Source organism: Methylobacterium sp. BE186 (genome assembly GCF_031457035.1).
GTDB classification, from domain to species: domain Bacteria; phylum Pseudomonadota; class Alphaproteobacteria; order Rhizobiales; family Beijerinckiaceae; genus Methylobacterium; species Methylobacterium segetis.
In genome coordinates this window covers 1-19,652 of the sequence record NZ_JAVDVV010000025.1, presented here as the reverse complement: position 1 = coordinate 19,652, position 19,652 = coordinate 1, and the positions used below count along the sequence as shown (strand labels likewise).

Here is a 19,652-nt window from a genome sequence, read left to right as displayed (position 1 = left end):
GCACCCCTAATTATCGCCCCGCAATTTTCGTGCGAACTCTGCAGGGTGATCTCTCCATGACCAGCGTTGGGAGGCGCAACCCAGCGAGGCTGTGCCAGCTGTTTGGGCCAGCCAGAGCATCGTAGGATGTCGCTGAGATGTGGCACACGCTGCTCGTGCTGCCTCCTGCAGCGCTCGCAGCAGCCTCCGGCACGTCGGAAGCGGACCGCTGCCGGGAGTTGGGCCCAGTCGATAGAATAGAAGAAGCAATGCTCGCGTCGGATGGGCAAAGAACGTCTGCTTCCGCGGTTCTGATGCAGAAAGCGGGCGGACTGCATACGGCCGAACCCAGCCGGCTGCTATGCGCCCATCTCGGCCATTCAGCGGCCTTTGCCAGCCTCTCGGAAGCGGACTTCGGCACAGATTGGACTACAAGCAGGAGGCAGAATTCGATTTGCAACGGGCCTTGCGCGCTATCGAAGACCTCCTGACCGAGCTTCGCGCAACGCCATCGGTGCTTTGAATTGATCGACTGGGTCTCTAGAGCTTGTTCACGCCAACAATGCAGAACCCATGCCCGAAAGGATCGCTGCAGAACGCAACGGGTGGAAAGCCCGGCACGCGGTGGACCTGTTCTGACCTTGCGCCGTTGGCCAAGGCGCGTTCGAGCGTCTCCTCGAAGTCATCGACACGAAAATCGACGTGAACGGGTGTCCAATGGCGCTCATACCGGCGAAGGTCGTTGCTTCCTGGCGCCGGTGATGATCCGGCAGGTTTCGCGAGAAGCCCGATCGTCACATCGCCCGAGGTCAACATGGCGTAGCCGGCATGAGGCCGGGATGTCTCGACGAAACCAAAGACACCGCCAAAAAACTTCAGGCCCTCTTCGATCGACGGGACGTCGATGGAAACAGTTACCTTCATCTCAGCTATTCCCTTCGCTTGTATGTTGACCGGTCTTTACGGGGCTGAACGCGCATAAGGCCGCGATCCGGCCAGAACCTCGCCTTCCAGCATACGTCGGCTTCCCACACCCACCCGGGCCTTCGCCGGCAGCGTGTGTTTCTAAATACCGTATCGGGGTCGGCTTCGGACGCTGAGGCCGTGCCGGGTTCGATTCCGGCAGTCAGCGCGTCAGCACGATGTGGGTCGCAAGCTCCGTTGGGACCGTTTCCGTCACCCGATAGCCGAGGCCCAGCAGATCGATACCCGCAAACAGGTGCTCGCCCCGGCCCAGAACAATGGGCGACACCGCCAAGTGCAATTCGTCGATCGCGCCCGCAAGCAGATACTGGCGAACCGTCGACACACCACCGCCGATCTTGACGTCCAGATCGCCGGCGGCGGCCTTGGCCTGGGCGAGCGCTGCTTCGATTCCCCCAGTGACGAAATGGAACGTCGTCCCGCCCTCCATCACGATGGGCGCCCGGGGGTGGTGGGTGAGGATGAAGGTCGGCGCATGATAGGGTGGATTGTCGCCCCACCAGCCCTTCCAGTCGGGCCCGCCCCAATCGTCGCCGGCCGGCCCGAACATGTTGCGGCCGAGGATGAAGGCGCCGTAGCCTTCCGCCGCGGCGCTGGCGAAGCGATCGTCGGTCCCCCCATCTTGCCCGATCATCGATCGAAAGATCCGGGTCGGGAACAGCCACTTGTGCAGCTCCCGGCCGCCCTTGCCCATCGGGTGCTCCAGGCTCTGATCCGGGCCGGCCCCGAAGCCGTCGATGGAGACCGCGAAACCTCTCGCGCGCACTTTGCCCATGGGCGTTAGACCTCTGCGTCCAGCATGACGATCAGGTCGTCCAGCTGCGCGAACTGCTCGCCCCACCCGCTCGTGCTTCCAGAGGCCAGGGCGTCGTCGAGCGCTTCTTTCGAGGGATAGAACTCGCGCACGACGACGTGTGTCGCGCCGTCCTTTTCCTCGAAGATCACCGTGGTGACGGGTCCGTCCTCACCCCCTTCGTCGTTGGTCCAGACGAGGCGGGCATGGGGCGTCACCTCGATGTACCGGCCGAAGAACGCCATGGGCTGCTCGGAGGACGGATGGCCCATCAGCAAACGGTACCTGCCGCCCGTGCGGATGTCGGCCTCGAACGAGATCAAAGAAACGCCGCAGGATTTGGGTGCCCACCATCGCTGGAAAAGCTCCGGCCTGGACCATGCGTCGAAGACGATCCGCGCTGGGCCGTTGACGGTTTGCGTGACGGCGAGCTCCCTGTCCGATCTCCTCTCCACCGTCGTGCGTGCCTTCCCGGCGGTGGCGTCACTCTGCCTACCTGCGTTCATCAGCTTCTCGCTCGTCATGGCGAGCCTCCCTTCACGCCGCTTGGCGCTGGCCGGCAAGGCCCAGCCGGTTGCCTGCCGAATCGGCGATGATGGCCGAGTAGCTGCCGCCGGGGATTGGATCCGGCCCCTGGAGCACCGTGCCGCCCTTCTCGCAGACCGTCGCGAGCGCGGCATCGATATCGGGCACATGGACGTACCAATTCCATCGGGCCGGCGCGCCGGTGGCTGCACTCGACATCACCGCGCCAGGGCGCAGGTCGCCCCGGCCGATGAAGGCGTACTCGCCCATCCCGCCCATCGGCATGGCCCCGAGCTTCTCCCAGCCGAAGAGTGCTCCGTAGAACGCGAAGGCAGCCTCGGGGTCGGGGGTTGCGAGCTCGATCCATACGCCGTGGCCAAGGGTTTGCTCCGTCCCAAGGGGCACCGGCCCAAATGCCCGGCTCTCGCCCGGGCTCGTCGCATCCATCAGGGCGAAGACCACGTCCTGCGGGTCGCTGACCATGGCGAAGCGGCCGACATGGGGGATGTCGACAGGCCCGAACCGGATCTGGCCGCCGAGATCCACCACCCGGGAGGCGGTGGCGTCGACGTCGCGGGTCGCAAGGTAGACCGCCCAGCCGGGAAAACCGGGAGCTTCCGGTATCGACCGCCGGATCCCCGCCACCGCCTTCGCGTCCGCCTCCGCGACTCGGTAGCCACCAAGCTCTGGCATCGGTGAAGGTGCGATGCGCCAGCCGGCGACAGTCTCGTAGAAGGCTTGTGCCGCGTCCGGGTCGGCCGCGTTCAACTCGAACCAGATGGGTTTACCCTCGACGATTGGCATCAGGCGCATTCCTCCGTGACAACAGGCGCGTTGGCCGCGTCGCAGCACCCCTTACGGCCCCGCTTTGCCTAAGCTGGCAGCCTCGGTTATACAAAGCAACCATGCAGTACGAAAAAATAACGATAGAGGCATCTGCGTCGCGAGAGCGTCGATACGACGACGCTTGCGGCACTGCGCTCGCCCTGGAGTTCATCGGCGAGCGATGGTCGCTGCTGATCATGCGCGAACTGGTTTTCGGCCCCCGCCGCTTCGGCGAGATTCGGGCAAACCTTCCAGGCATCAGCGCCAACGTTCTGACGCAGCGCCTGGAGAGCCTCGAGGAGGCTGGCATCGTCCGTCGCTTCCGGCTGCCGTCGCCGGCCAACGTACAGGTCTACGACTTGACGGAATGGGGCCGTGAGGCTGCGCCGTTGATGCGTGACCTGGGTCGCTGGGCGGCTCGCTCGCCGCGGCATGATCCGAGTCTGTTCATGTCGGCGGCTTCAGCCATGATGTCGCTCCAGGCCCTGATAGACCGAGAGCGCGCCGCGGAACTGGCCGTCTCAGTCGCCTTTCATTTCCCCGGCGAGAACTTTATTGCGACAGTGACGGGCGGTGATATCTGCGTGAGCCGTGGTGTCATGGAGGCACCCGACCTTGCCTTCACCGGAGATACGATGGCGATGCGCCGCACGATCTATGGCAAGGCGCCTCTGGCCAGAGACGGTGCGGGCGGAACGCTCGCCTACGCTGGCGAGGCCGAACTCGCACAGTCCTTCGTTGATCTCTTCGCCCTGCCCGCCAAAACAGGCTGAGGAGCGTGTTAGCGGCCGGGTCGGTATTCGGCGCCATTCCGGAGTGCCGGGCGAGGTGCGCGATCCCAGCCCAGATCGCACCGTCGCGGAAGTGTGCATGCCGCTTCCGTCTGCAAGGCCGAAAATTGTCGGCTTGCCGAATTCAGTTGTACAGTGTCCGTCAGCTTTTCTGGCGGACCTTCTCTGAAACGGACCTGCGGCTTTCCGCCAAACCCGGTCGGCAGCTATGCGCCCATTTCAGCCCTCCAGTTGCCCCCGATGATAATTTCGAAGCGATCAACTGCCGAGTGGGTGTTATGAAGCGCCGCCTGCGCTGCCGCGCTCCGAAGTGAGATGGGCTGCGAGTGCTACTCGTCGCCCATCTCCTTGTGCTCCGTCACCTCATCCTCATCGGCATCATCGCCGAGAAGATCATCGAGCTCGTCGATCAGATCTGCGATCTGCTGCTCGGTTGCAGAGACTTGGAAGGTCGCACCATCCTCCGCCTCCAGAGTGAGGCGGAACTCGCCATGAACCTCGTCGGTGAGAACACGGGCCAGCTTCTTGATCGGAGCCATGACGTGGTCACCTCCTCATGATACGAGCTGCGCGACAGGCACCCTCGTGCATCCCGCCAGCTTCCACCTCTCAGCAGGTGTCGCGCAACAGGGCCACTGCCTCTTGGAGAGCGGTCAATCCTTCGGTACGCGCCTCGTCTTCGCTGGTCAGCGAGTAGCAAGATTGCCGGACCACATGGTCGCGGTCGCGGATGGCCCAGCGAAAGCGGCCCGGATCGTTCTCGCAGGGTCCCACCTGCAGAACGAGGGGAGCCCCACTGTCCGCCGCCATCATCATCGTCTCCTGTGTGGCTGACTGGTCAGCCTCAGCGACGGGCGGGCAGTCCGGAAACGGCTGCCAGTCCGTGAAGGCATCGGTCGGATAGCTGTGCCGGCAGGAGGCAACATGCCAAGGGCGGGCATCGCCGAACCGCGCGGGGTCCCAGCGGATCACAGCGCGTGTGTCGGGCTCGTGCCGGTTGATGGCGACGATCCACCGGCCGTCCTGCGGCGCCCGCTCCATGGACCGCCAACTGGCCATGACACGCTCCTGCCCTGTCGTGCGCGACCGTCAGGAACGCTGAAGGGCCCAGGACCGTTTCGGGCCCTTCTCAGGCGCACCGCCTGCTGATGAGGCTCGCGCGCGAGGCGCCGACGAGGCCTAGTGCCCCATGACCCGCATCGCCCGTCTCATCGTCACACCGAAAGGGCTTCGCCGCATGTCGCTCACGAACCCATGGCTACCTCGGTCAGCCCACGCTCAGTCCCAGCATGAGCAGCAGCTTCATGCCCTAGCCCGGGTCATCGAGAGTACCTGCCCTCCACCGCCTGGCCGGCGCATGCCGTGCCAGCTTCGCACTGCTGTGAAGTGGCTGCAAGCGCATGACGTGGATGAGGAGTAGCCGCACGCTCCATAGCTTCCATGGGTAGGCGCTATGGAGCGCCGCCCGGCCCGCCATGCCGGATCAGAATGCTGCGACGCACGTTGATGTTGTTGGGATTAACATCACGAGGCGCATCATGGCCGCTTTAGAGGTCGATCCGACTGAGGTTGAGGCCCTGGCGCAGCTGGCCCGCGTCATGATCGAAAAAAGCCTTCAGCGCTCAGAGGGGGATGGAGCCGCCTTCTGGCATGCCGTGTCGTTGATCTACCAGCGTGGTTTGCCCGCCCCTGCTCCAGTGCCGGCCTCGGAACCCCTCGGCATCGCCGCATAGCCGGGCCAGAGCACGCTGCAGGCTTCCTCCGAGGAGCACGAGCGGACCTGAGCCAGCCAGCCCCTGCACAGGATCTGGGCGTCAGGAAGCTCCAGAGGCTGGGCTGAAGTCAGGCCCTAAGCGGAGGCCCGCACTGCCGGCATTCCGAACATGCTCGCCAGAAGCGAACGCGCACGGCTCACCCGGCTCTTCACGGTTCCGGTCTGACATCCCATCACCTCGGCCGCCGCCTCGTAGGTCAGGCCCTGCGCGCCCACGAGCAGCAGCGCCTCGCGCTGGGACGGCGGCAGCTTGGCGATCTGGCCCCAGATCGTGCGCAGATCCGAGCCGTGCTCCTGCGAGGCGGGCACGATCATCTGGGCGGCTATGGTGCCGTCCGCGTCCTCAACCTCGCGCTTGCGCTTGCGGCACTCGCTGTAGAACTGGTTGCGCAGGATGGTGAACAGCCACGCCTTCAGGTTCGTGCCCGGGATGAAGCGGCCCTGCGCCGCCCACGCCTTCAGTACGGTCTCCTGCACGAGGTCATCGGCGCGTGTCTCGTTCGCGACGAGTGACAGCGCGAACGTCCGCAGGCTGGGCAGCGCCTCGACCACACCATCGCGGAAGGCCTTCGCGTCCTCGCCCTTAACAGCAGGCACGCTGTCGAGCTGCGCGATCAGATCGAGCAGGCGCTGCGGGAGCTGAGCCTGCATCAGCGTGCCGTACGCCGCCTGCAGCTCAAAGCCGAGGTGATCCAGGATCGCGGCAGGTAGGGCGGCCGACGCAGTTGCGTCCTGCACCTCCGCCCGATCCACTCCGAGCCCGTCGGATACCAGCATGACCTTCAACCTGTGTCCCTTCGCAGAGCGAACCGCGCCAGGGTACGCTGCACACTCTGACTGTACAGTGAATGCATAACTCAAAAATGCGAGAGGATCGTTCCCTGAGGTGCGCGCGTTCCGCCCATCCTGTGCAGGGCGGCTCGGTTGGGGAATGGCGCGAACAGTGACCTACAGCATCGTCGACCACGCGGACGGGCGGTTCGCCGTCGTGGCCGCTTCGGCGTCCGGGTCCGTGTACTGGCGCTGCGGGTTCCTGACGCTTGCCGAGGCCGAGCGGTGCGTTGAGGACCTGCGCGCGACGATGGTGGTCTGTGGCGCTCCGCTGGTGCGGTGGGAAGCAGAGCTGCCCGACATGGACCTACGGGCGGTGCTCAGAGCACTCGGGCCACCATTCCGGTAGGGCCTTGTTCTGCCAGACCCGGGCCGCCACGTTTCGCTCCGGAAGCTGAGCACGTAGGTTGCACCTGCCAGAGCCCAAACCCATGGCCGTTGCGCGGACCTTCAACAAGCACGTCGACGTATTGGGCCATCCGCTTCTGCGCGGCAGCAAGCGTTCCGTAGGTCTCAGCGAAGACGATGTTCCGATTGGGGTTTAGGCAGACTGCTATCCAGGGAAGCCCAGCGGAGGTTTTCAGGGCCATGCGATGAGGGTATGCGGCTGGGCGTTTTGACGAACGCTGTTGCAGCGCAGACCCGATGTTTCAGGGAATCGGAGATGCCAGCCAATACGAGCAACCTCGCCTGGGTCTTCGCGGGTGGGAACGCCCTCGGCGCCTACCATGCGGGAGCCTACGAGGCTCTGCACAACCAAGGTCTTCGCCCCCACTGGGTCGTCGGCGCCTCCATCGGGGCGGTGACTGCCGCAATCGTCGCGGGCAACGCACCTGACGATCGGGTCGCCAAGCTCCGTCAGTTCTGGGACGAAGCGACCCAGTTCACCGGCCTAAGCCCGACCAAAATGCTGAAGCCCCGCCAGATCTACAACGGTCTGCACGCCTTCCTCGCGCTCGTCTGGGGACGGCCGAACATCTACCGGCACCGCTTGCCTGGCTTCTGGTCAGCCCTGCCGTGGGTGCCAAACGACGTGGCTCTGTTCGACAACGCGCCCCTTCTCGGCACCCTGAAGCGCCTCGTCGACTTCGAGCGACTGAACCGAGGTGATACGCGCCTCACGGTCTGCTGCGTCGATGTCGAGACCGGGGAGGAGGTCTACTTCGACACCGCTCGACAGACGATCCGGCCCGAGCACATCCTGGCCAGTACGGCCATCCTGCCCGCCTTCCCACCCGTCGAGTTGGATGGCCGCGTCTTCTGTGACGCCGGCTTCACGAACAATCTTCCCCTCGACGCCATTTTTGCCACGGAGCCGGAGCGGGATCTTCTCTGCATCGCTACGGACCTCTTCAGCCTGCAGGCACCGCGTCCGCGCTCACTCGATGCTGTGCTGGAGCGAGCCAACGATCTCATCTTCGCCAGCGCGGCACGCCGTTCGGTGGCGGGTCTCACCCGCGAATATGATCTGCGGCAGAAGCTCGATCCGGATGGTTCGACCGTGACACTTCTTCACCTCGTGTACCAAGCGGGCGCGCACGAACTCGCCGCCAAGAGTTTCGACTACTCACCGTCCTCCATCCGTGACCGTTGGGCAGCAGGCGCGCGCGACGCCGTCAGCGGTCTGGAGCGGCTGGAGGCTCAAGGCACCGACCGCCGGCGCTTCAACTACGTGGCCCTTCACGGGCCCAAGATTGCAGACCACCGTAGGTAAGGTGATCTGGCCGGGCTGCAGGAGCCCTGCGTGCCCGACACCGAAGGTGCCATTCAGCCCAAAGAACTTGCCGGCTACGCCTGGAGCGCGTGGAACAGGTAGTAGCCGGTGTGTCGCACGGCCTCGTCCGCAGCCTCAGGCTTGAAGCCTGGGGGTGCCTGCTCGCCCGTAACGGTGCCGCCAAAATCCCACGTCTCGCCGCTGACGAATGAGGGCACCGGGTGATCGAGCGGTACAGCGCAGCGAAGCGCTGGCTGCCGCTTGCGACAGAAGACGTTGTAGGCAAGCGCAGCGGTCTGCATCCCATCCTCGTGAGGCTGATCGGCCCGGCGATCGATGGAGCACGTCCGAGGAGGCAGATCACTCACGAATGCGAGGGCTCGGACGCGGCAGACAAACCGGGCGAGACGAACCCGCTACGACGCTGCAGGCGCAGTGAACCGTTTGGTTTGCTTCCGTGTTCCTAGGGCCTTGACGCGCAGGGGCCCGGCGCACCGATCCGGAGGAGTACCTCTATGAGTAAGCTTTCATTGGCCGCGGCTGCATTGGCCGCCCTCATCGCCATCCCTGGTACGAGCGTCGCTCAAGGTATCTCGATCGGTCCCGGAGGCGTGCGCGTGGACGATGGCCGCCGCGGCTACGAGGAGCGCCGCCGTGGACCCTCACGAGAGGTGTGCCGCGAGTTGCGCCGCGCCTGCATGCACAAAGAGGAGCTGGGTGAAGAGGGAGCGGGCAACTGCCGCCGCTACCGGCGCACCTGCACCTAGCTCCGACGATCGGTGCTGCCCGTTCGCCTCAGCCTCGCCCTCGTAGCCGGCCTGCTTACCGCCGCCCCAGTCTCGGCGGCGGACGAGTGCCCGACGCGGTTTCAGAAGTACGGCCTGTTTCTGCAGGCGAAGCAGTCCTGCGGGCGCGAGGCCGAGTACCCGTTGATGAAGGTCATGCGGGCCTGCGCCGAGCAGACACCGCAAGAGGCGGCGCTCAAGCTGATGGACGAGGGACGCCGGGAGTGGGCGCGGGGCGTGATGCGCAGCAGCCTCGGCAGCATGTGCGAGGAGGCCTTCGCTAAGCTGCCTGCCCCGGCGGAGAAGCGTGCACGCCGGCGCCCCGGAGAACCTTGATCCGCAGTCAGTCCTCAGGGGAGCGGCGCTTCGGCGGCTGGATCGTGACGAGCTTCCCGGTGGTCGGGTCGAGGATGACAATCGCCATGATGGAGGGCCTCGCGTGTGGCCTCCCTAGGCGGCGCTCGATGGGTTTATCAGAGCTTAACAGCGCCGGTCCACGCGCCCGATTATCCAACGCGCTGAGGCGTTCATCACAGGCAGAGCGTGGCCACCGGCCTCGATATCGTTTTGAGGGGCGAGACGTGCTTGCCGAAGCTACCGAGGCATCCAAATATGCTCGCCCGAGACAGCTAAGGTACCCACGATGAGCACTGGCACCGTGAAGTGGTTCAACGAAACGAAGGGGTACGGCTTCATCCAGCCGGACGACGGCGGCAAGGACGTGTTCGTGCACATCTCGGCCGTTGAGCGGGCCGGTCTGCGCACCCTCGCCGAAGGCCAGAAGGTCTCCTACGAGGTCGAGGCCGACCGGCGCTCCGGTAAGGAGAGCGCGGCGAACCTGAAGGTCGGGTAAGCGGCGCCCGTGTCCGCGGATCGCTGTGGGGAGCAGGATCCCCTGCCGGCCGGAGCAGATATGACCGGCAGGGGCGATCGCCGTGTTGAGGGGTGATGGCACGGCGAGCACCGATACGGTCGACCCGAGCGGTTAAGGGATCGTTACGCGCCGGGCAGCGTCACTGGCCCTGAGCAGGCGCCTTAGCCGACCGCAGATGAGCTGGGGTCGATTTCATTGCGTCCGTCGGGCAGGAGTATTGTTGCAACAGCAAGCCTGGAATGCGAAATACTTTGCGATGTACCTCATTTGGATGATGATGCGAACTGTTTCGCTCTACTAGGCTACTTGCTCCTCTCCAGCCAGGAGCGAATTCCATGCCCCGCGCTCGGCCACCCATTGTCTTCACCGCTCTTTGGGGCTTATTCGCAGCAGCAATGCTGCTTGGGCACGCAGAGATGAGGAGCCATGGCATGAAGCTGGCCAACCTCATTGATATCTCTGACCCAGAGATTATCCAGCTTGCTTCTCTCGACTGAGGAGGCGGAAAAATTCTCATTCCGTTGGCCTGCTGATTCTGCTTCAGGCCGGCTTCACGTTCGCGCTAACCTGAGAGGCGGGCGCTCATGAAACCGTGAGCGCCCACATACGCCAGATGAATGATGCACAGCCTCTCTGGCATATTGCATCTCCTCATCTGCACGTCTTGAGAGCGGCATTTCTCCAAAAGAACTTGGCGCGTCAGCAACGGCGCCCCTTTGGGTCTGCTTGTCCGATGCCTCTACCGCCCGTCCCCATCGTTGCACAGGCCGCCGCCTTCACGCTCGGCTGTGCCCTGATCCACACGTTCCGCCGCTATCCGGAACGGGTCACGCAGGTCTTGGCGGCTATCGCGTTCGTGCTCTTCCTGGTCCTTGCGGTTGCGCTCATTCCGGCAGAGGTCTTGGAGCAGGAGAGCGCCGGCGAGGCAGGCGCATCCATCGCCTCAGCCATGGAGTAGCCTTCACAGCACGGCCGCCGGACGCAGCGTCCGGCCCCGCTGAGCTTGACATCCGGGAACCGCCCCGGACGGTCCAAGATAGCCGGGATTGAGGCTGGCGCTGCAGAGCCACGCCACACGATCTCAACCCGGGCGCGGTATGCCTCGGAGCACGCCGGAGATCAGGAACCATGCTGGGCAAGGGCGCTCTTATTCGTGCCGGGCTCACTCTCTCAGGTGCGTCGGCTTTCCAGAAACCGCAGGTGCTCGTTGGCCAGCCCTGGCCTGGACCCTGCCGTCCGAGAAGGCCGGTTTGGGGAACTGGGCTTCCGCCCTGCGGACCCTGATCCAGGCCATCCGTCCGACCTTCGAGGAACACTCCCGGCGCACCAAGACGGTGCTCGACGAGTGCGACTTGGTCGATAAGGGCACCTTCCAGGTGGCCCTCCGATAGGGCTCCGCCAGTCCGCAGGGCGCTCGTAGAGCAGGGATCCACGCGGCTATGAAACAGCGAAAGCCCCGCCCTGACAGGGGAGGCTCAAGCTCACGGCTGATGCGAGGCGCCTGCGCTCAGCACCCGCTGCTGCGGCCTTTGCCGTTACCGGCCTGGGCCGGGGCGTGCGACAGGGCGAGGGTGCCGGTGCCCAGCACCGGGCGGGCGGGGCGGCCAGAAACAGGCGGGTCATCGCACTTCTCCTTAGTTGCAGCCGCCGTCGCAGGAAGCTTGTGCCGGTGTCGGAGCGGTGACGACCGCCATGCCCGCCCGAAGGAGGGCCAGCGTAAAGACGGACGCGATCAGGGAGCGGGTCATTGCGGCATCCTCTCAGGTTAGCCGCAGGAGCCGCAATCGGCTTGGGCGGGCGTGTGCGACAGGGTGAGGACGGCGGCGCCCAGGCCGAGCACAGCAAGGGTGAGCACGAAGGCGGTCAGGAAGCGAATCATGGCGCCGGCTCTCAGTTACAGCCACCGTCGCAGCCAGCCTGAGCCGGCGCGTGCGAGAGCGTGAGGGTCGCGGTGGCGCTCGCCCCGAGAAGCAGAACGGCGAGGAGGACGCTGCAGAGGAGGCTGATCGAGATTTCGGAGGTTCAGACCAAGCACTGATGCTTGCACACCGCCAAGAATGTAACTGTGTGCAGCCAAAGCGCCGTACCCCACCTGAGATACGAGAAATTATCGTGCTACGATTACGCTCGGAGCCCCTGCACGATGAACTTCTCTGCCTGGAATGACACCGTCGAGACTATCTACGCCGCCGCAGCGGCCCCCAGCCTCTGGCCGAACACTCTCCAGGCGATCGCCGAACTGCTCGACGCGCGCGGTGCCCTGCTCCTCTACCGGCACGACAACGGGCGTTTTGGCGCAATCGTCTCGCCCACTCTCGTCGTGATGGCGCAGGAATACGAACAACGCTGGCAGCACCTCGACGTGCGGGCTGAACGGGTCTTCCGCGCCATCGCAACTGGGCACCGTGACGTGCAGGCCGATCAGACGCTCTGCACCGAAGAGGAGATCGCCACCTTGCCGATCTACCAGCAGTTTTTGCTGCCGCATGGCCTCTGTTGGGGCATGACAGTCCCAGTGTCACCCTCGCCCGCTGTCCAGGTCATTCTCACTGTCCTGCGGGTGAAGGAGAAGCCCCCCTTCTGCGATGCGTTGCAGGAGCAGCTTCTGGCGCTCAGCCGCCACGCTGAGCGCTCCCTTGGCCTCTCGATCCGCCTGATGGATGCCGAGGCTGAGCGTGTGGGGCTGGCGGCGGCGCTCGACCGGATCGATTGCGGCGTCCTGGTGCTGGGGGCGGACCAGCGTGTGCTGCTTGCAAACCGCACGGCCGATCGGCTGCTCGGCTCAGGGCTTGCTGTATCGAGCGGCCGTTTGCGCATGAACGACAGAGCCACGCAGCAGGCCTTTCAGGCGCGGCTTGCGGCCGTGGAGAGCGGCACGGTGACAGGCTCCGGCGCGAATGAACCGCTGATCGTGCCGAACGGAGAGCGCGGCCTCATCGTGCAGATCCTGCCGCTGCCCTCATCGATCGACGTCCCTGCGCTGCAGACAGCCAGCGCCCTTGTACTGGTCGGGGACCCAGCCCGTGAGCGGCCCTTCGACCCGGCGGTGGTACGCGACGCCTTCAAGCTGACGCTCGGCGAGGCGCGGCTGGCAGTCCTCGTCGGTGCGGGAGTGGCTCCGGCTGACGCTGCGGAGACGCTCGGCATTGCACTGCCGACGGCGCGGACGGTGCTCAAGCGCGTGTTCGAGAAGACGGGCGTGTCGCGCCAGAGCGAGCTTGCGGCGCTCATGGGCAAGCTGTTCATTCTGCGCGAGCGCTAAACGCATGTGTTGTAGATTTGAATTTGTTGGAGCTGCGGGTGACCTGACCGGTATTTTGGGCTGGGCTGAGTAAGGGGCTACTGCATGGTAGTGGCCCTGGGTAGCCGGAAGGCTCAGTCTGGAGGGCTGACGGGCGAAGGCGGCCGGCAGCCCAAGGACGAGTGCGGCCGGACGCCGTTGTGGGTGTTCTGCCAGCGGCCGATCACGGCCTGCGCCTCATTGAGCAAGTCGAAGATCTCTTGGCGTAGGCACTCGTCGCATAGCTCTGCTCGCAGACGCCCGCCTCTGTGCACGCAACCGCGACGCTCTTGACTTGGGCTGTCTGCACCTCGATCTGGCGCAGCGTCAGCACGACCTGCTCCGAACTTGGCCTCTGTCCTCTCCTCATCACCGACCCCTCTGGTCCTGGCTGATCCTCGCAATCAGCCCGGTCCAAAGCCAGTCGGTCAGGTCACATCGGCCGCCGATAGCCTTTTGCGATGCTATGGCCCCTCCGTCTCTCGCGTTGAGGCAACAATGCGATCGCCATCCTCGCGCAGCAGCAATCGATCCGTGACGAGCGCGTCGACCGACTTTGCCACCGCCGCTACGTACGCGGCATGATCCGAATAACGCTCCTCGAGCGACAGGCGCGGATCCCCGCTCGCGTCACGCTCGGCCTTGCTGCGCGCGAGCGGGAGTTGACTGCCCTCACGGTCGCAGAGGGCGCCTGCCGGAAACGGCTCGGCATAGAGGTTCCACCCTGTAAACGTCGCACGCGGTGCTGCAACTGCTGGAAGCCGAATGCCCTCCACGTCGTGCCCGTCCGAGTCTACGCGCGGTACAAGAGGCCGGTATTGCTGCCCGGCTTCGGGATGGGGATCGACGTAGGTGGAAAAACGGACGATCGCATTCGGGGCTGTGGGCACCGGCACGCTCGGGATGTAGGGAAAACCTACCTTGGCTGCCTCAACAAGGGTTCCGTCACTCAGGCGCGGCACACGGCTGTTTGGCGGCGCGCGGCCGTCGATGACCCATTCCTCGAGCGCGACGAGAAGCGCACGAAGTGCAGGTGCTGGGTTGAAAGTGCTGCGCAGATTGGCGCATGGCCCTTTGGTCGAGGTCAGCCCGGCGCGACCGTAATGGAAGGCGCTGGAGATCAGGAAGGCCCGTGCGGTGTCGGGTAGGGACACGTTGGTTCGCCCGAGTGGATCCGTCGTCAGCATCGAGGCGCCCTTCTGCCAATACTCGGTGCCAGTGTTGACCTCAATCAGCAGTGGATCGTACCCGTCGCCGCGCAGGAGCGCGCCTGTTTGCCCCGTAACCGGGTCGTTCAGATGGGCCGACGAGAACGGGAAGGCGTTCTCCGGGTAGAGGTGGTCCTCGTGTTGCGTGTTCGTCCGTGAAGGCTGTCCAAAGCGAGCATTGAGGAAGACGCCTCCCACGCCTGCGATGTGTAGCAGCATGCCGTCGAACACGCGCCGGCCAGCCTCGTCGCGGTTGAAGCCCTGGCGGATGAAGTCGCGCAGGTAGCGTCCGCTCTGGGAGATGCCGAGCGCGACCGCATGCTGGATCACGCCACCTGCCGGATTGATCCCGCCGGCTGCGTCACCGCGAAGGTAGGCAACGACGTCACGTGTGGCCGCAAAACCGATGCCTAGCACCTTCGGCTCGGTGGCTCGGTAGGTGAACTCGTAGAGCGAACCGGGAAGCGGTTTGCTGCCGTTGGGCAGAAGTTCGATCTGGCGCGCGTTGGTGTAGTGCCAGACCTCTGCCGGTACGGGGCGAGGCGGATCCGACTCGCGGCGGCGTACGCTGAGTTGTGCTTCAGCCTTCGCGTCGCTGGCAGGCTTGAAGGTGAGGTTGAATGGCGCCTCGGGCGGCCCACGCGTCGCGCTGACCAGTTCGTCGCGCACCAGTTCCGTGATCGGCTTACCGTCGCGGCTCGCAACCGGCACGTCGATGGCCATGCCCCCCTGTTCGCGCAGGGCATCCGCTTCCCAGCCAGACCACACGATGGTGTCACCACGCCGAAGAACAAGCCCGGTTCCCGCGTCCGCTGCGCTGCGCGGGTCGTTGACGGCCTGCGCCGCCTGAGCTGGGGCGTCGAGCACCCAATTGAACAGGAACTTGCGGCCGCGGTTCAGCACTTCGAACAGCAGAGTACCGCTGCCGCGCGCTGGGTCGCTTGGGCGGAGGATGAACAGGTCGGTCTTGTATTCCACCATCCCGCGAGCGTTCCGAGGGGCCAGCGTGATGTCGATGATGCCGGCGTTCGCAGGGTCGGCCGGGTCGAGTTCGCCGCGAGCGGTGCCTATCACGCGCTCGTAGGCTCCGGCGTGGCCCCACTCGGCACCGCCAGCGAACGGCTCGACAGAGGTGATGTTGATGGCCGTGATGCGCGCGTTGGCGGAAGCAGGGATCAGCGTGCAGCCGAGTACGGCGACCAGAACTCGAACGGCCTGCATGCTGATCCCCCCATCCGGCTCGTGGTCATTGGCCGGTCACCTCAGCAAGCATGGCGACTGCGCTATGTCGATAGGGCTCTCTGCCGGCCGCTTTGCATTCGGCTTCGGCGATGCGCGGGTCTGAGCCAATGTCTCCAGCCTGTGCGTTTCATGCCTGTTCGATGTTGGCAGGGGCGGCCTCACATCATCTCGGAGCCTTGACCTAACAAACGACCGTGATGCGCCCATTCCGGTCGTTTAGCCGATCAAGGCAGCTTCTTTGAAGCGGCCATTCGCTGGCTAAGCATTATGGGGCGCGATCGGGACAACGATGTACCGAAGTGCCGTGCGGGGCGATGACGCGGGCCGCTGACAGGTCGGGCAAAATCGTCGTGGCAGAGGATGACGGTTCTGCCACGACGAAACACCGCGATGGCTTCGAGAAAGGCAGCCCAGTGCTTTTGGTGAAGCATGGTTTCTGGGCCGCATGTCCGAAGGGGCATGGGGAGCTTGCATCGGCTGAATGGCGCTGAGCCTCGGTCGGGCTGACGAGCCGCCCAGCTCTAACTGGGCGGCTCGTCCCGCACGTAGCGTCGGCTAGGACGCGCCGCTCCTAAGCCGCCTCGCTCTCATCGGCGTCGAGAATGGTTTCCAGGTCGCCTGTGAGTGCCTCCAACTGCTCCGCGGTGGCGACGATCTTGAACTTGGTCCCGTCCTCGGCCTCGACGGCGATCTCGACGTGATCGCCCACCTTGGCGGCCAGGGCTTGAGCGAGCTTGCAGGTCGTTGCCATGGGATCTCCTGTGTAAGGCTCCGGGCAACGTGACAGGTGCGGCTTGGTCGCGGCGACGGAAGCTCTCACCGCCGCAGGCGCAATCCGCATCGGGCTGCCCAGCAGCAGGCTCACTACCCAAGATGTCACCGCGGAGAAGCCGCAGCCGCCCACCTTCCCGAGAAGACCTGTGCGGCCTCTTACGCCTCAAACACGTTCAACTCGTACGTCGGCGATAGGCCAAGCGACCACATGGCGCGTTGCCCGTGCCTGCTCTCTTCTCGCGCCGGAAGGCAGGGAACGTTCATGGCTCACATCCTCGTCATCGGTGCGAGCCGAGGCATCGGTCTGGAGACGGTCAAGGCGGCTCTCGCGGCCGGGCACCGCGTACGCGCCTTCGCGCGGTCCGCCTCCAGCCTCGGCATTTCCGCACCGGAACTGGAGCGGTTTGCCGGAGACGCCCGGAACTCGGGCGATGTAGCGGCGGCCTTGGACGGCATCGACGCCGTGGTGCAGGCGCTCGGCGTGTCGGTCACAGAGCTGTTTGATCCGGTGCGCCTGTTCTCGGACGCGACCAACGTTCTCGTGCCCGCGATGGAGAAGGCCGGTGTCCGTCGTCTCCTGGCGATCACCGGTTTCGGGGCAGGCGACAGCCGCGACGCGATCAGCATCCTTCAGCGTGTCCCTTTCGAACGGTATTCGGCCGCATCTATGACGACAAGGACGCCCAGGAGATGCGCATCCGCCGAAGTGAGCTGGACTGGACGCTCGTCCGACCGGGCGTGCTCACGAGCGGCACCAAGACCGGCCGTTACCGGGTACTCGACGAGCCGTTCTCCTAGCGGGGTGGGTTGATCTCGCGCGCGGACGTCGCCGACTTCATCGTCGAGCACCTTGATGATGCGACCTACCTGCTCAGGGCGGTGGTTCTGGTCGCATAAGAGAGCCGTGTTCAGCCGAGACACCACGATTTCCGACGTAGCGGTCACGCTTCTTCGTCGGCATCGAGACAGCGACTAGGGCTGGACCATCTCAGCCATCGACCTCCTTGCAGAGCTCAGCCAAGAGGCCGCTCAGATCGCGCACGTCAGCGACAATCTAACCCCACGGGTTTGTTATCGGTTCGACCTAGGCCGTCGCTTCTGCCTCAAGCGCATGCGCGCAGGCCGCGGCACGCCCGAGACGACGAAGCCGACCTCGGCCTCATCCGGGGATTTGAAGAGTTGGTGCGGCCGAGAGGTGTGGCAGGTGGCCGAGTGTCATTGAGCCTGCTGAGGCCGCACCGAGGAAGTGCGGGTGCCGAGCTGGGTCGCGCCGAGAATGGTTCCGTCGGCCGCCTGCACAAGGATTGCGGCGTTCTCGCCCGCCGGGACGGGCGTCGTGAGCCTCAAAGCGGCACCGGAGTATTGAGCGACCTCGTGCAGGGAGCGAACGATATTGGCTTGCTCAATCGTGCGGCCGGCGTTCTCGCCGCGCGCGATTCGTGTCGTGTGGCTTGGATCGAACCCGACCAGCAGGATGGTTCCCGAGCCGCTGCCGGCGTCCACGCTCACTACCAGATTGCTACCCTGACGCCCGAGGTTGAGGCCGACCGCTGACCGCGCCGAGGTCAGCGCTCGGCCGATCGCTGCGCGAACAGCAACCTCATTCGAACCGACGACATCAGCGCGGCCGTCGATCACCGCCTGGGGTGTGTAGATCGAGCCACCGAGGCGGGCGGCATAGGCATTCTGCCGCGCGGTCGCCGCGGGTAATGAGTAGCCGTCACGCCAATTCAAGTGGTTCCAGTAGGTGACGTGGAAGGCGAGTGGCAGAACATTCGCACCCTCGCGGGCGAGTCGCCCGAGCAGCGCTTCTGCGGGAGGGCAGGAGGAGCAGCCCTGCGAGGTGAACAGTTCGACGACGACAGGCCGCTCCGCCGCTCCGGCAGAGCTGAGCCCGATCGCCAGCATTAGGGGACAGAGGCAGACTGCAGCGTGCCGCATGATTGAGGCTCCCGGAGAACAGCCGATGCGTAGGACGCACCTAGGTTGTTCGGTGAGACGCGAGTCACGGTTACGACAAGCTGCTGAGGAGGTTTGCCGCCCTCCGGTTGTTGAAGGCACACGCAGCCGGGAGGTCTCCGCGATTGACCGCCTTGCCCGGCTTCGCGCCATCGTGCGCATGGCCGAGCGGCCTTTCGGGAGAGCAAAAGACCGCCGGTTGGTCGGCGGTCTCTCGCAAATGAGTGCAGGTTCAGTAGCGCGGCAGGCCATTGGCCGGGCCACCCGCATGGCTGCCGGAATAGCGGTAAGCGGCGCCGTATCCTCGCTCGCCAACCGAGCCCGACTGCACGGCGGTGTAGGTGCTCTGAGGCGTGCTCAGAACCTCCGCTGCCCGCGATCCAGGCACGGAGAACTCGTGCCCCCAGGCGTTGAACGTCGCAGCCTGCGCAAGTGCAGGAGCCGCAATCGCACCGAAGCTCAGGGCAACGGCGGCAGCAAGGGAAGCAAAGCGGTTGGTCATAGCATCCATCCTTCAGTGACGGTCGCTCTCCGGAGGGAGGCTGTCTCGTCCCGTCTGATGGCTGGTTCGCCGGCGATTTCCCGATCGAGGTGCCGTTACGCACGCGAGGAGAGCCACCTCCTGCCGGCGATGAACCGCCTCAAGCCCCGCGTGGAAGGCCGTAAGCGACCTCCGGGGCTCACACGCAGGCAAAGCTCGCTCCTTTCACGGTGTCGCCGCGTTCGGGGCTCCTCTTCCATCCGATGGCGGTCCAGCGGCACAAGCGAGCTGCCACGCGATGCGAGGGCGTCCGTTGATAAATTCCATGATCGCGATCGTCACGGTGCGCGCCGTGCTGGCCATCACAGCTCTTCTGAAGCTGCCGCTCCTTCCCTTCCGTGTCGTCCGCAACCTGCTGCGGCGGCAGTCGGCACCTGCCTAAGGGCTTGCCGAGGGGCCGGTGGCATCGACACGGGGGCCCTGTTGCCGTGGTGAGCCGACGCGAGGTTGGGACGGCCGCGCTAGCCGCGGCGAGCCTCCTGGCAGCGCGGTCGGCCTGGGCGCTCAACGCACTGCTCTGCCGCCGCGCCTACCTTCAGGCCTCACGAGAGAAGCCATGACCAGTCTCATCGGCCCATGATGCCGGCCGGATCGCGGAGGTTGGTGTCAGTCGTCGGTAAGAGGCGATCTCGAGGCCGCCGCATTCAGCTGGCGAGTTTCTGCACTTCAGCGACGCCATCGCGCAGCACGTAGCCGCGGCCCCAGACCGTCTCGATGTAGTTCTTGCCCTGGCTGGCATTGGCGAGCTTCTTGCGCAGCTTGCAGATGAAGAC

The 19,652-nt window shown here is 65.1% G+C and carries 24 protein-coding genes and 2 pseudogenes; 11 read left to right on the top strand and 15 right to left on the bottom strand.

All coding sequences use genetic code 11. The features are described 5' to 3' along the window. Positions 1–519 precede the first annotated feature (519 nt). The 4 genes from J2X36_RS20945 to J2X36_RS20930 all read right to left on the bottom strand — a co-directional run bounded on the left by J2X36_RS20945 (position 520) and on the right by J2X36_RS20930 (position 3,085). Entirely contained in the window at positions 520–903 is a 384-nt protein-coding gene (locus J2X36_RS20945) for a VOC family protein (RefSeq protein ID WP_310353378.1), read from the bottom strand. A 202-nt stretch (positions 904–1,105) separates the two neighbouring features. Next, the gene (locus J2X36_RS20940) at positions 1,106–1,738 is read right to left on the bottom strand and encodes a dihydrofolate reductase family protein (protein ID WP_310353376.1); all 633 of its coding nucleotides are present in this window, start codon (positions 1,736–1,738) and stop codon (positions 1,106–1,108) included. Between the two features lie 5 nt (positions 1,739–1,743). Further along, complete coding sequence (locus tag J2X36_RS20935) at positions 1,744–2,280, bottom strand: SRPBCC domain-containing protein (protein ID WP_132256957.1); 537 nt, start codon at positions 2,278–2,280, stop codon at positions 1,744–1,746. Between the two features lie 13 nt (positions 2,281–2,293). After that, complete coding sequence (locus J2X36_RS20930; protein ID WP_132256955.1) at positions 2,294–3,085, bottom strand: VOC family protein; 792 nt, start codon at positions 3,083–3,085, stop codon at positions 2,294–2,296. A 101-nt stretch (positions 3,086–3,186) separates the two neighbouring features. Here J2X36_RS20930 and J2X36_RS20925 point away from each other — a divergent pair, with 101 nt between their 5' ends. Further along, a complete protein-coding gene (locus J2X36_RS20925; protein WP_132256953.1) occupies positions 3,187–3,879 on the top strand; it encodes a helix-turn-helix domain-containing protein in 693 nt (230 codons plus the stop codon). A gap of 347 nt (positions 3,880–4,226) precedes the next feature. Here J2X36_RS20925 and J2X36_RS20920 read toward each other — a convergent pair whose 3' ends face one another. Then, positions 4,227–4,436 (bottom strand): hypothetical protein, encoded by a 210-nt coding sequence (locus J2X36_RS20920; protein ID WP_310353369.1) that lies wholly within the window; start codon positions 4,434–4,436, stop codon positions 4,227–4,229. A 70-nt stretch (positions 4,437–4,506) separates the two neighbouring features. After that, complete coding sequence (locus J2X36_RS20915; protein ID WP_310353366.1) at positions 4,507–4,956, bottom strand: hypothetical protein; 450 nt, start codon at positions 4,954–4,956, stop codon at positions 4,507–4,509. Positions 4,957–5,435: 479 nt separating this feature from the next. On the opposite strand from J2X36_RS20915, the gene J2X36_RS20910 reads away from it, so the two are divergent. Then, positions 5,436–5,630, top strand: coding sequence for a hypothetical protein (locus tag J2X36_RS20910; protein WP_310353364.1), 195 nt, complete (start codon positions 5,436–5,438; stop codon positions 5,628–5,630). Positions 5,631–5,746: 116 nt separating this feature from the next. Here the strand turns inward: J2X36_RS20910 and J2X36_RS20905 are convergent, their stop codons facing one another. Continuing rightward, entirely contained in the window at positions 5,747–6,448 is a 702-nt protein-coding gene (locus J2X36_RS20905) for a sigma-70 family RNA polymerase sigma factor (RefSeq protein WP_310353361.1), read from the bottom strand. A gap of 166 nt (positions 6,449–6,614) precedes the next feature. Between J2X36_RS20905 and J2X36_RS20900 the strand changes: the two genes are divergently transcribed. Continuing rightward, positions 6,615–6,851 (top strand): hypothetical protein, encoded by a 237-nt coding sequence (locus tag J2X36_RS20900; protein WP_310353359.1) that lies wholly within the window; start codon positions 6,615–6,617, stop codon positions 6,849–6,851. Positions 6,852–7,166: 315 nt separating this feature from the next. Beyond that, positions 7,167–8,216 carry a patatin-like phospholipase family protein gene (locus J2X36_RS20895; RefSeq protein ID WP_310353356.1) on the top strand — a complete coding sequence of 350 codons (1,050 nt, stop codon included), beginning with the start codon at positions 7,167–7,169 and terminating at the stop codon, positions 8,214–8,216. Between the two features lie 74 nt (positions 8,217–8,290). On the opposite strand, the gene J2X36_RS20890 is transcribed toward J2X36_RS20895, so the two are convergent. Next, positions 8,291–8,434 (bottom strand): hypothetical protein, encoded by a 144-nt coding sequence (locus J2X36_RS20890; RefSeq protein ID WP_310353354.1) that lies wholly within the window; start codon positions 8,432–8,434, stop codon positions 8,291–8,293. A gap of 561 nt (positions 8,435–8,995) precedes the next feature. Between J2X36_RS20890 and J2X36_RS20880 the strand changes: the two genes are divergently transcribed. From J2X36_RS20880 to J2X36_RS20860, 5 genes are all read left to right on the top strand, one after another. Then, a complete protein-coding gene (locus J2X36_RS20880; protein WP_310353349.1) occupies positions 8,996–9,337 on the top strand; it encodes a hypothetical protein in 342 nt (113 codons plus the stop codon). Between the two features lie 307 nt (positions 9,338–9,644). Next, on the top strand, positions 9,645–9,854 hold the full coding sequence (locus tag J2X36_RS20875; protein WP_132256119.1) for a cold-shock protein: 210 nt from the start codon (positions 9,645–9,647) through the stop codon (positions 9,852–9,854). 754 nt (positions 9,855–10,608) lie between these two features. Then, a complete protein-coding gene (locus J2X36_RS20870; RefSeq protein WP_310353347.1) occupies positions 10,609–10,833 on the top strand; it encodes a hypothetical protein in 225 nt (74 codons plus the stop codon). Between the two features lie 292 nt (positions 10,834–11,125). Continuing rightward, positions 11,126–11,266 (top strand): hypothetical protein, encoded by a 141-nt coding sequence (locus J2X36_RS20865; RefSeq protein WP_310353344.1) that lies wholly within the window; start codon positions 11,126–11,128, stop codon positions 11,264–11,266. 752 nt (positions 11,267–12,018) lie between these two features. Continuing rightward, positions 12,019–13,137 (top strand): helix-turn-helix transcriptional regulator, encoded by a 1,119-nt coding sequence (locus J2X36_RS20860; RefSeq protein WP_310353342.1) that lies wholly within the window; start codon positions 12,019–12,021, stop codon positions 13,135–13,137. A gap of 113 nt (positions 13,138–13,250) precedes the next feature. On the opposite strand, the gene J2X36_RS20855 is transcribed toward J2X36_RS20860, so the two are convergent. The 4 genes and pseudogenes from J2X36_RS20855 to J2X36_RS20845 all read right to left on the bottom strand — a co-directional run bounded on the left by J2X36_RS20855 (position 13,251) and on the right by J2X36_RS20845 (position 16,356). After that, positions 13,251–13,430 (bottom strand): integrase core domain-containing protein, encoded by a 180-nt coding sequence (locus J2X36_RS20855; RefSeq protein WP_405029833.1) that lies wholly within the window; start codon positions 13,428–13,430, stop codon positions 13,251–13,253. Continuing rightward, positions 13,397–13,525 (bottom strand): annotated as a pseudogene (locus J2X36_RS26920) (IS3 family transposase); the annotation flags it as partial. The pseudogene J2X36_RS26920 and the gene J2X36_RS20855, both read right to left, overlap by 34 nt. Before the next feature lie 94 nt (positions 13,526–13,619). After that, the gene (locus J2X36_RS20850) at positions 13,620–15,584 is read right to left on the bottom strand and encodes an alpha/beta hydrolase domain-containing protein (RefSeq protein WP_310353340.1); all 1,965 of its coding nucleotides are present in this window, start codon (positions 15,582–15,584) and stop codon (positions 13,620–13,622) included. A 592-nt stretch (positions 15,585–16,176) separates the two neighbouring features. Further along, positions 16,177–16,356, bottom strand: coding sequence for a hypothetical protein (locus tag J2X36_RS20845; protein WP_310353337.1), 180 nt, complete (start codon positions 16,354–16,356; stop codon positions 16,177–16,179). 231 nt (positions 16,357–16,587) lie between these two features. On the opposite strand from J2X36_RS20845, the pseudogene J2X36_RS20840 reads away from it, so the two are divergent. Both J2X36_RS20840 and J2X36_RS20835 read left to right on the top strand, forming a co-directional pair. Then, positions 16,588–16,983: pseudogene (locus J2X36_RS20840) on the top strand (NAD(P)-dependent oxidoreductase); the annotation flags it as partial. 86 nt (positions 16,984–17,069) lie between these two features. Further along, on the top strand, positions 17,070–17,177 hold the full coding sequence (locus tag J2X36_RS20835; RefSeq protein ID WP_310353476.1) for an NAD(P)H-binding protein: 108 nt from the start codon (positions 17,070–17,072) through the stop codon (positions 17,175–17,177). A gap of 417 nt (positions 17,178–17,594) precedes the next feature. Here J2X36_RS20835 and J2X36_RS20830 read toward each other — a convergent pair whose 3' ends face one another. From J2X36_RS20830 to J2X36_RS20820, 3 genes are all read right to left on the bottom strand, one after another. After that, on the bottom strand, positions 17,595–18,320 hold the full coding sequence (locus tag J2X36_RS20830) for a DUF1223 domain-containing protein (RefSeq protein ID WP_310353334.1): 726 nt from the start codon (positions 18,318–18,320) through the stop codon (positions 17,595–17,597). Between the two features lie 250 nt (positions 18,321–18,570). Next, complete coding sequence (locus J2X36_RS20825) at positions 18,571–18,840, bottom strand: hypothetical protein (RefSeq protein ID WP_310353332.1); 270 nt, start codon at positions 18,838–18,840, stop codon at positions 18,571–18,573. Positions 18,841–19,523: 683 nt separating this feature from the next. Beyond that, positions 19,524–19,652: helix-turn-helix domain-containing protein (locus J2X36_RS20820; RefSeq protein WP_310353472.1), on the bottom strand; the 129-nt coding region annotated here is incomplete at its 5' end.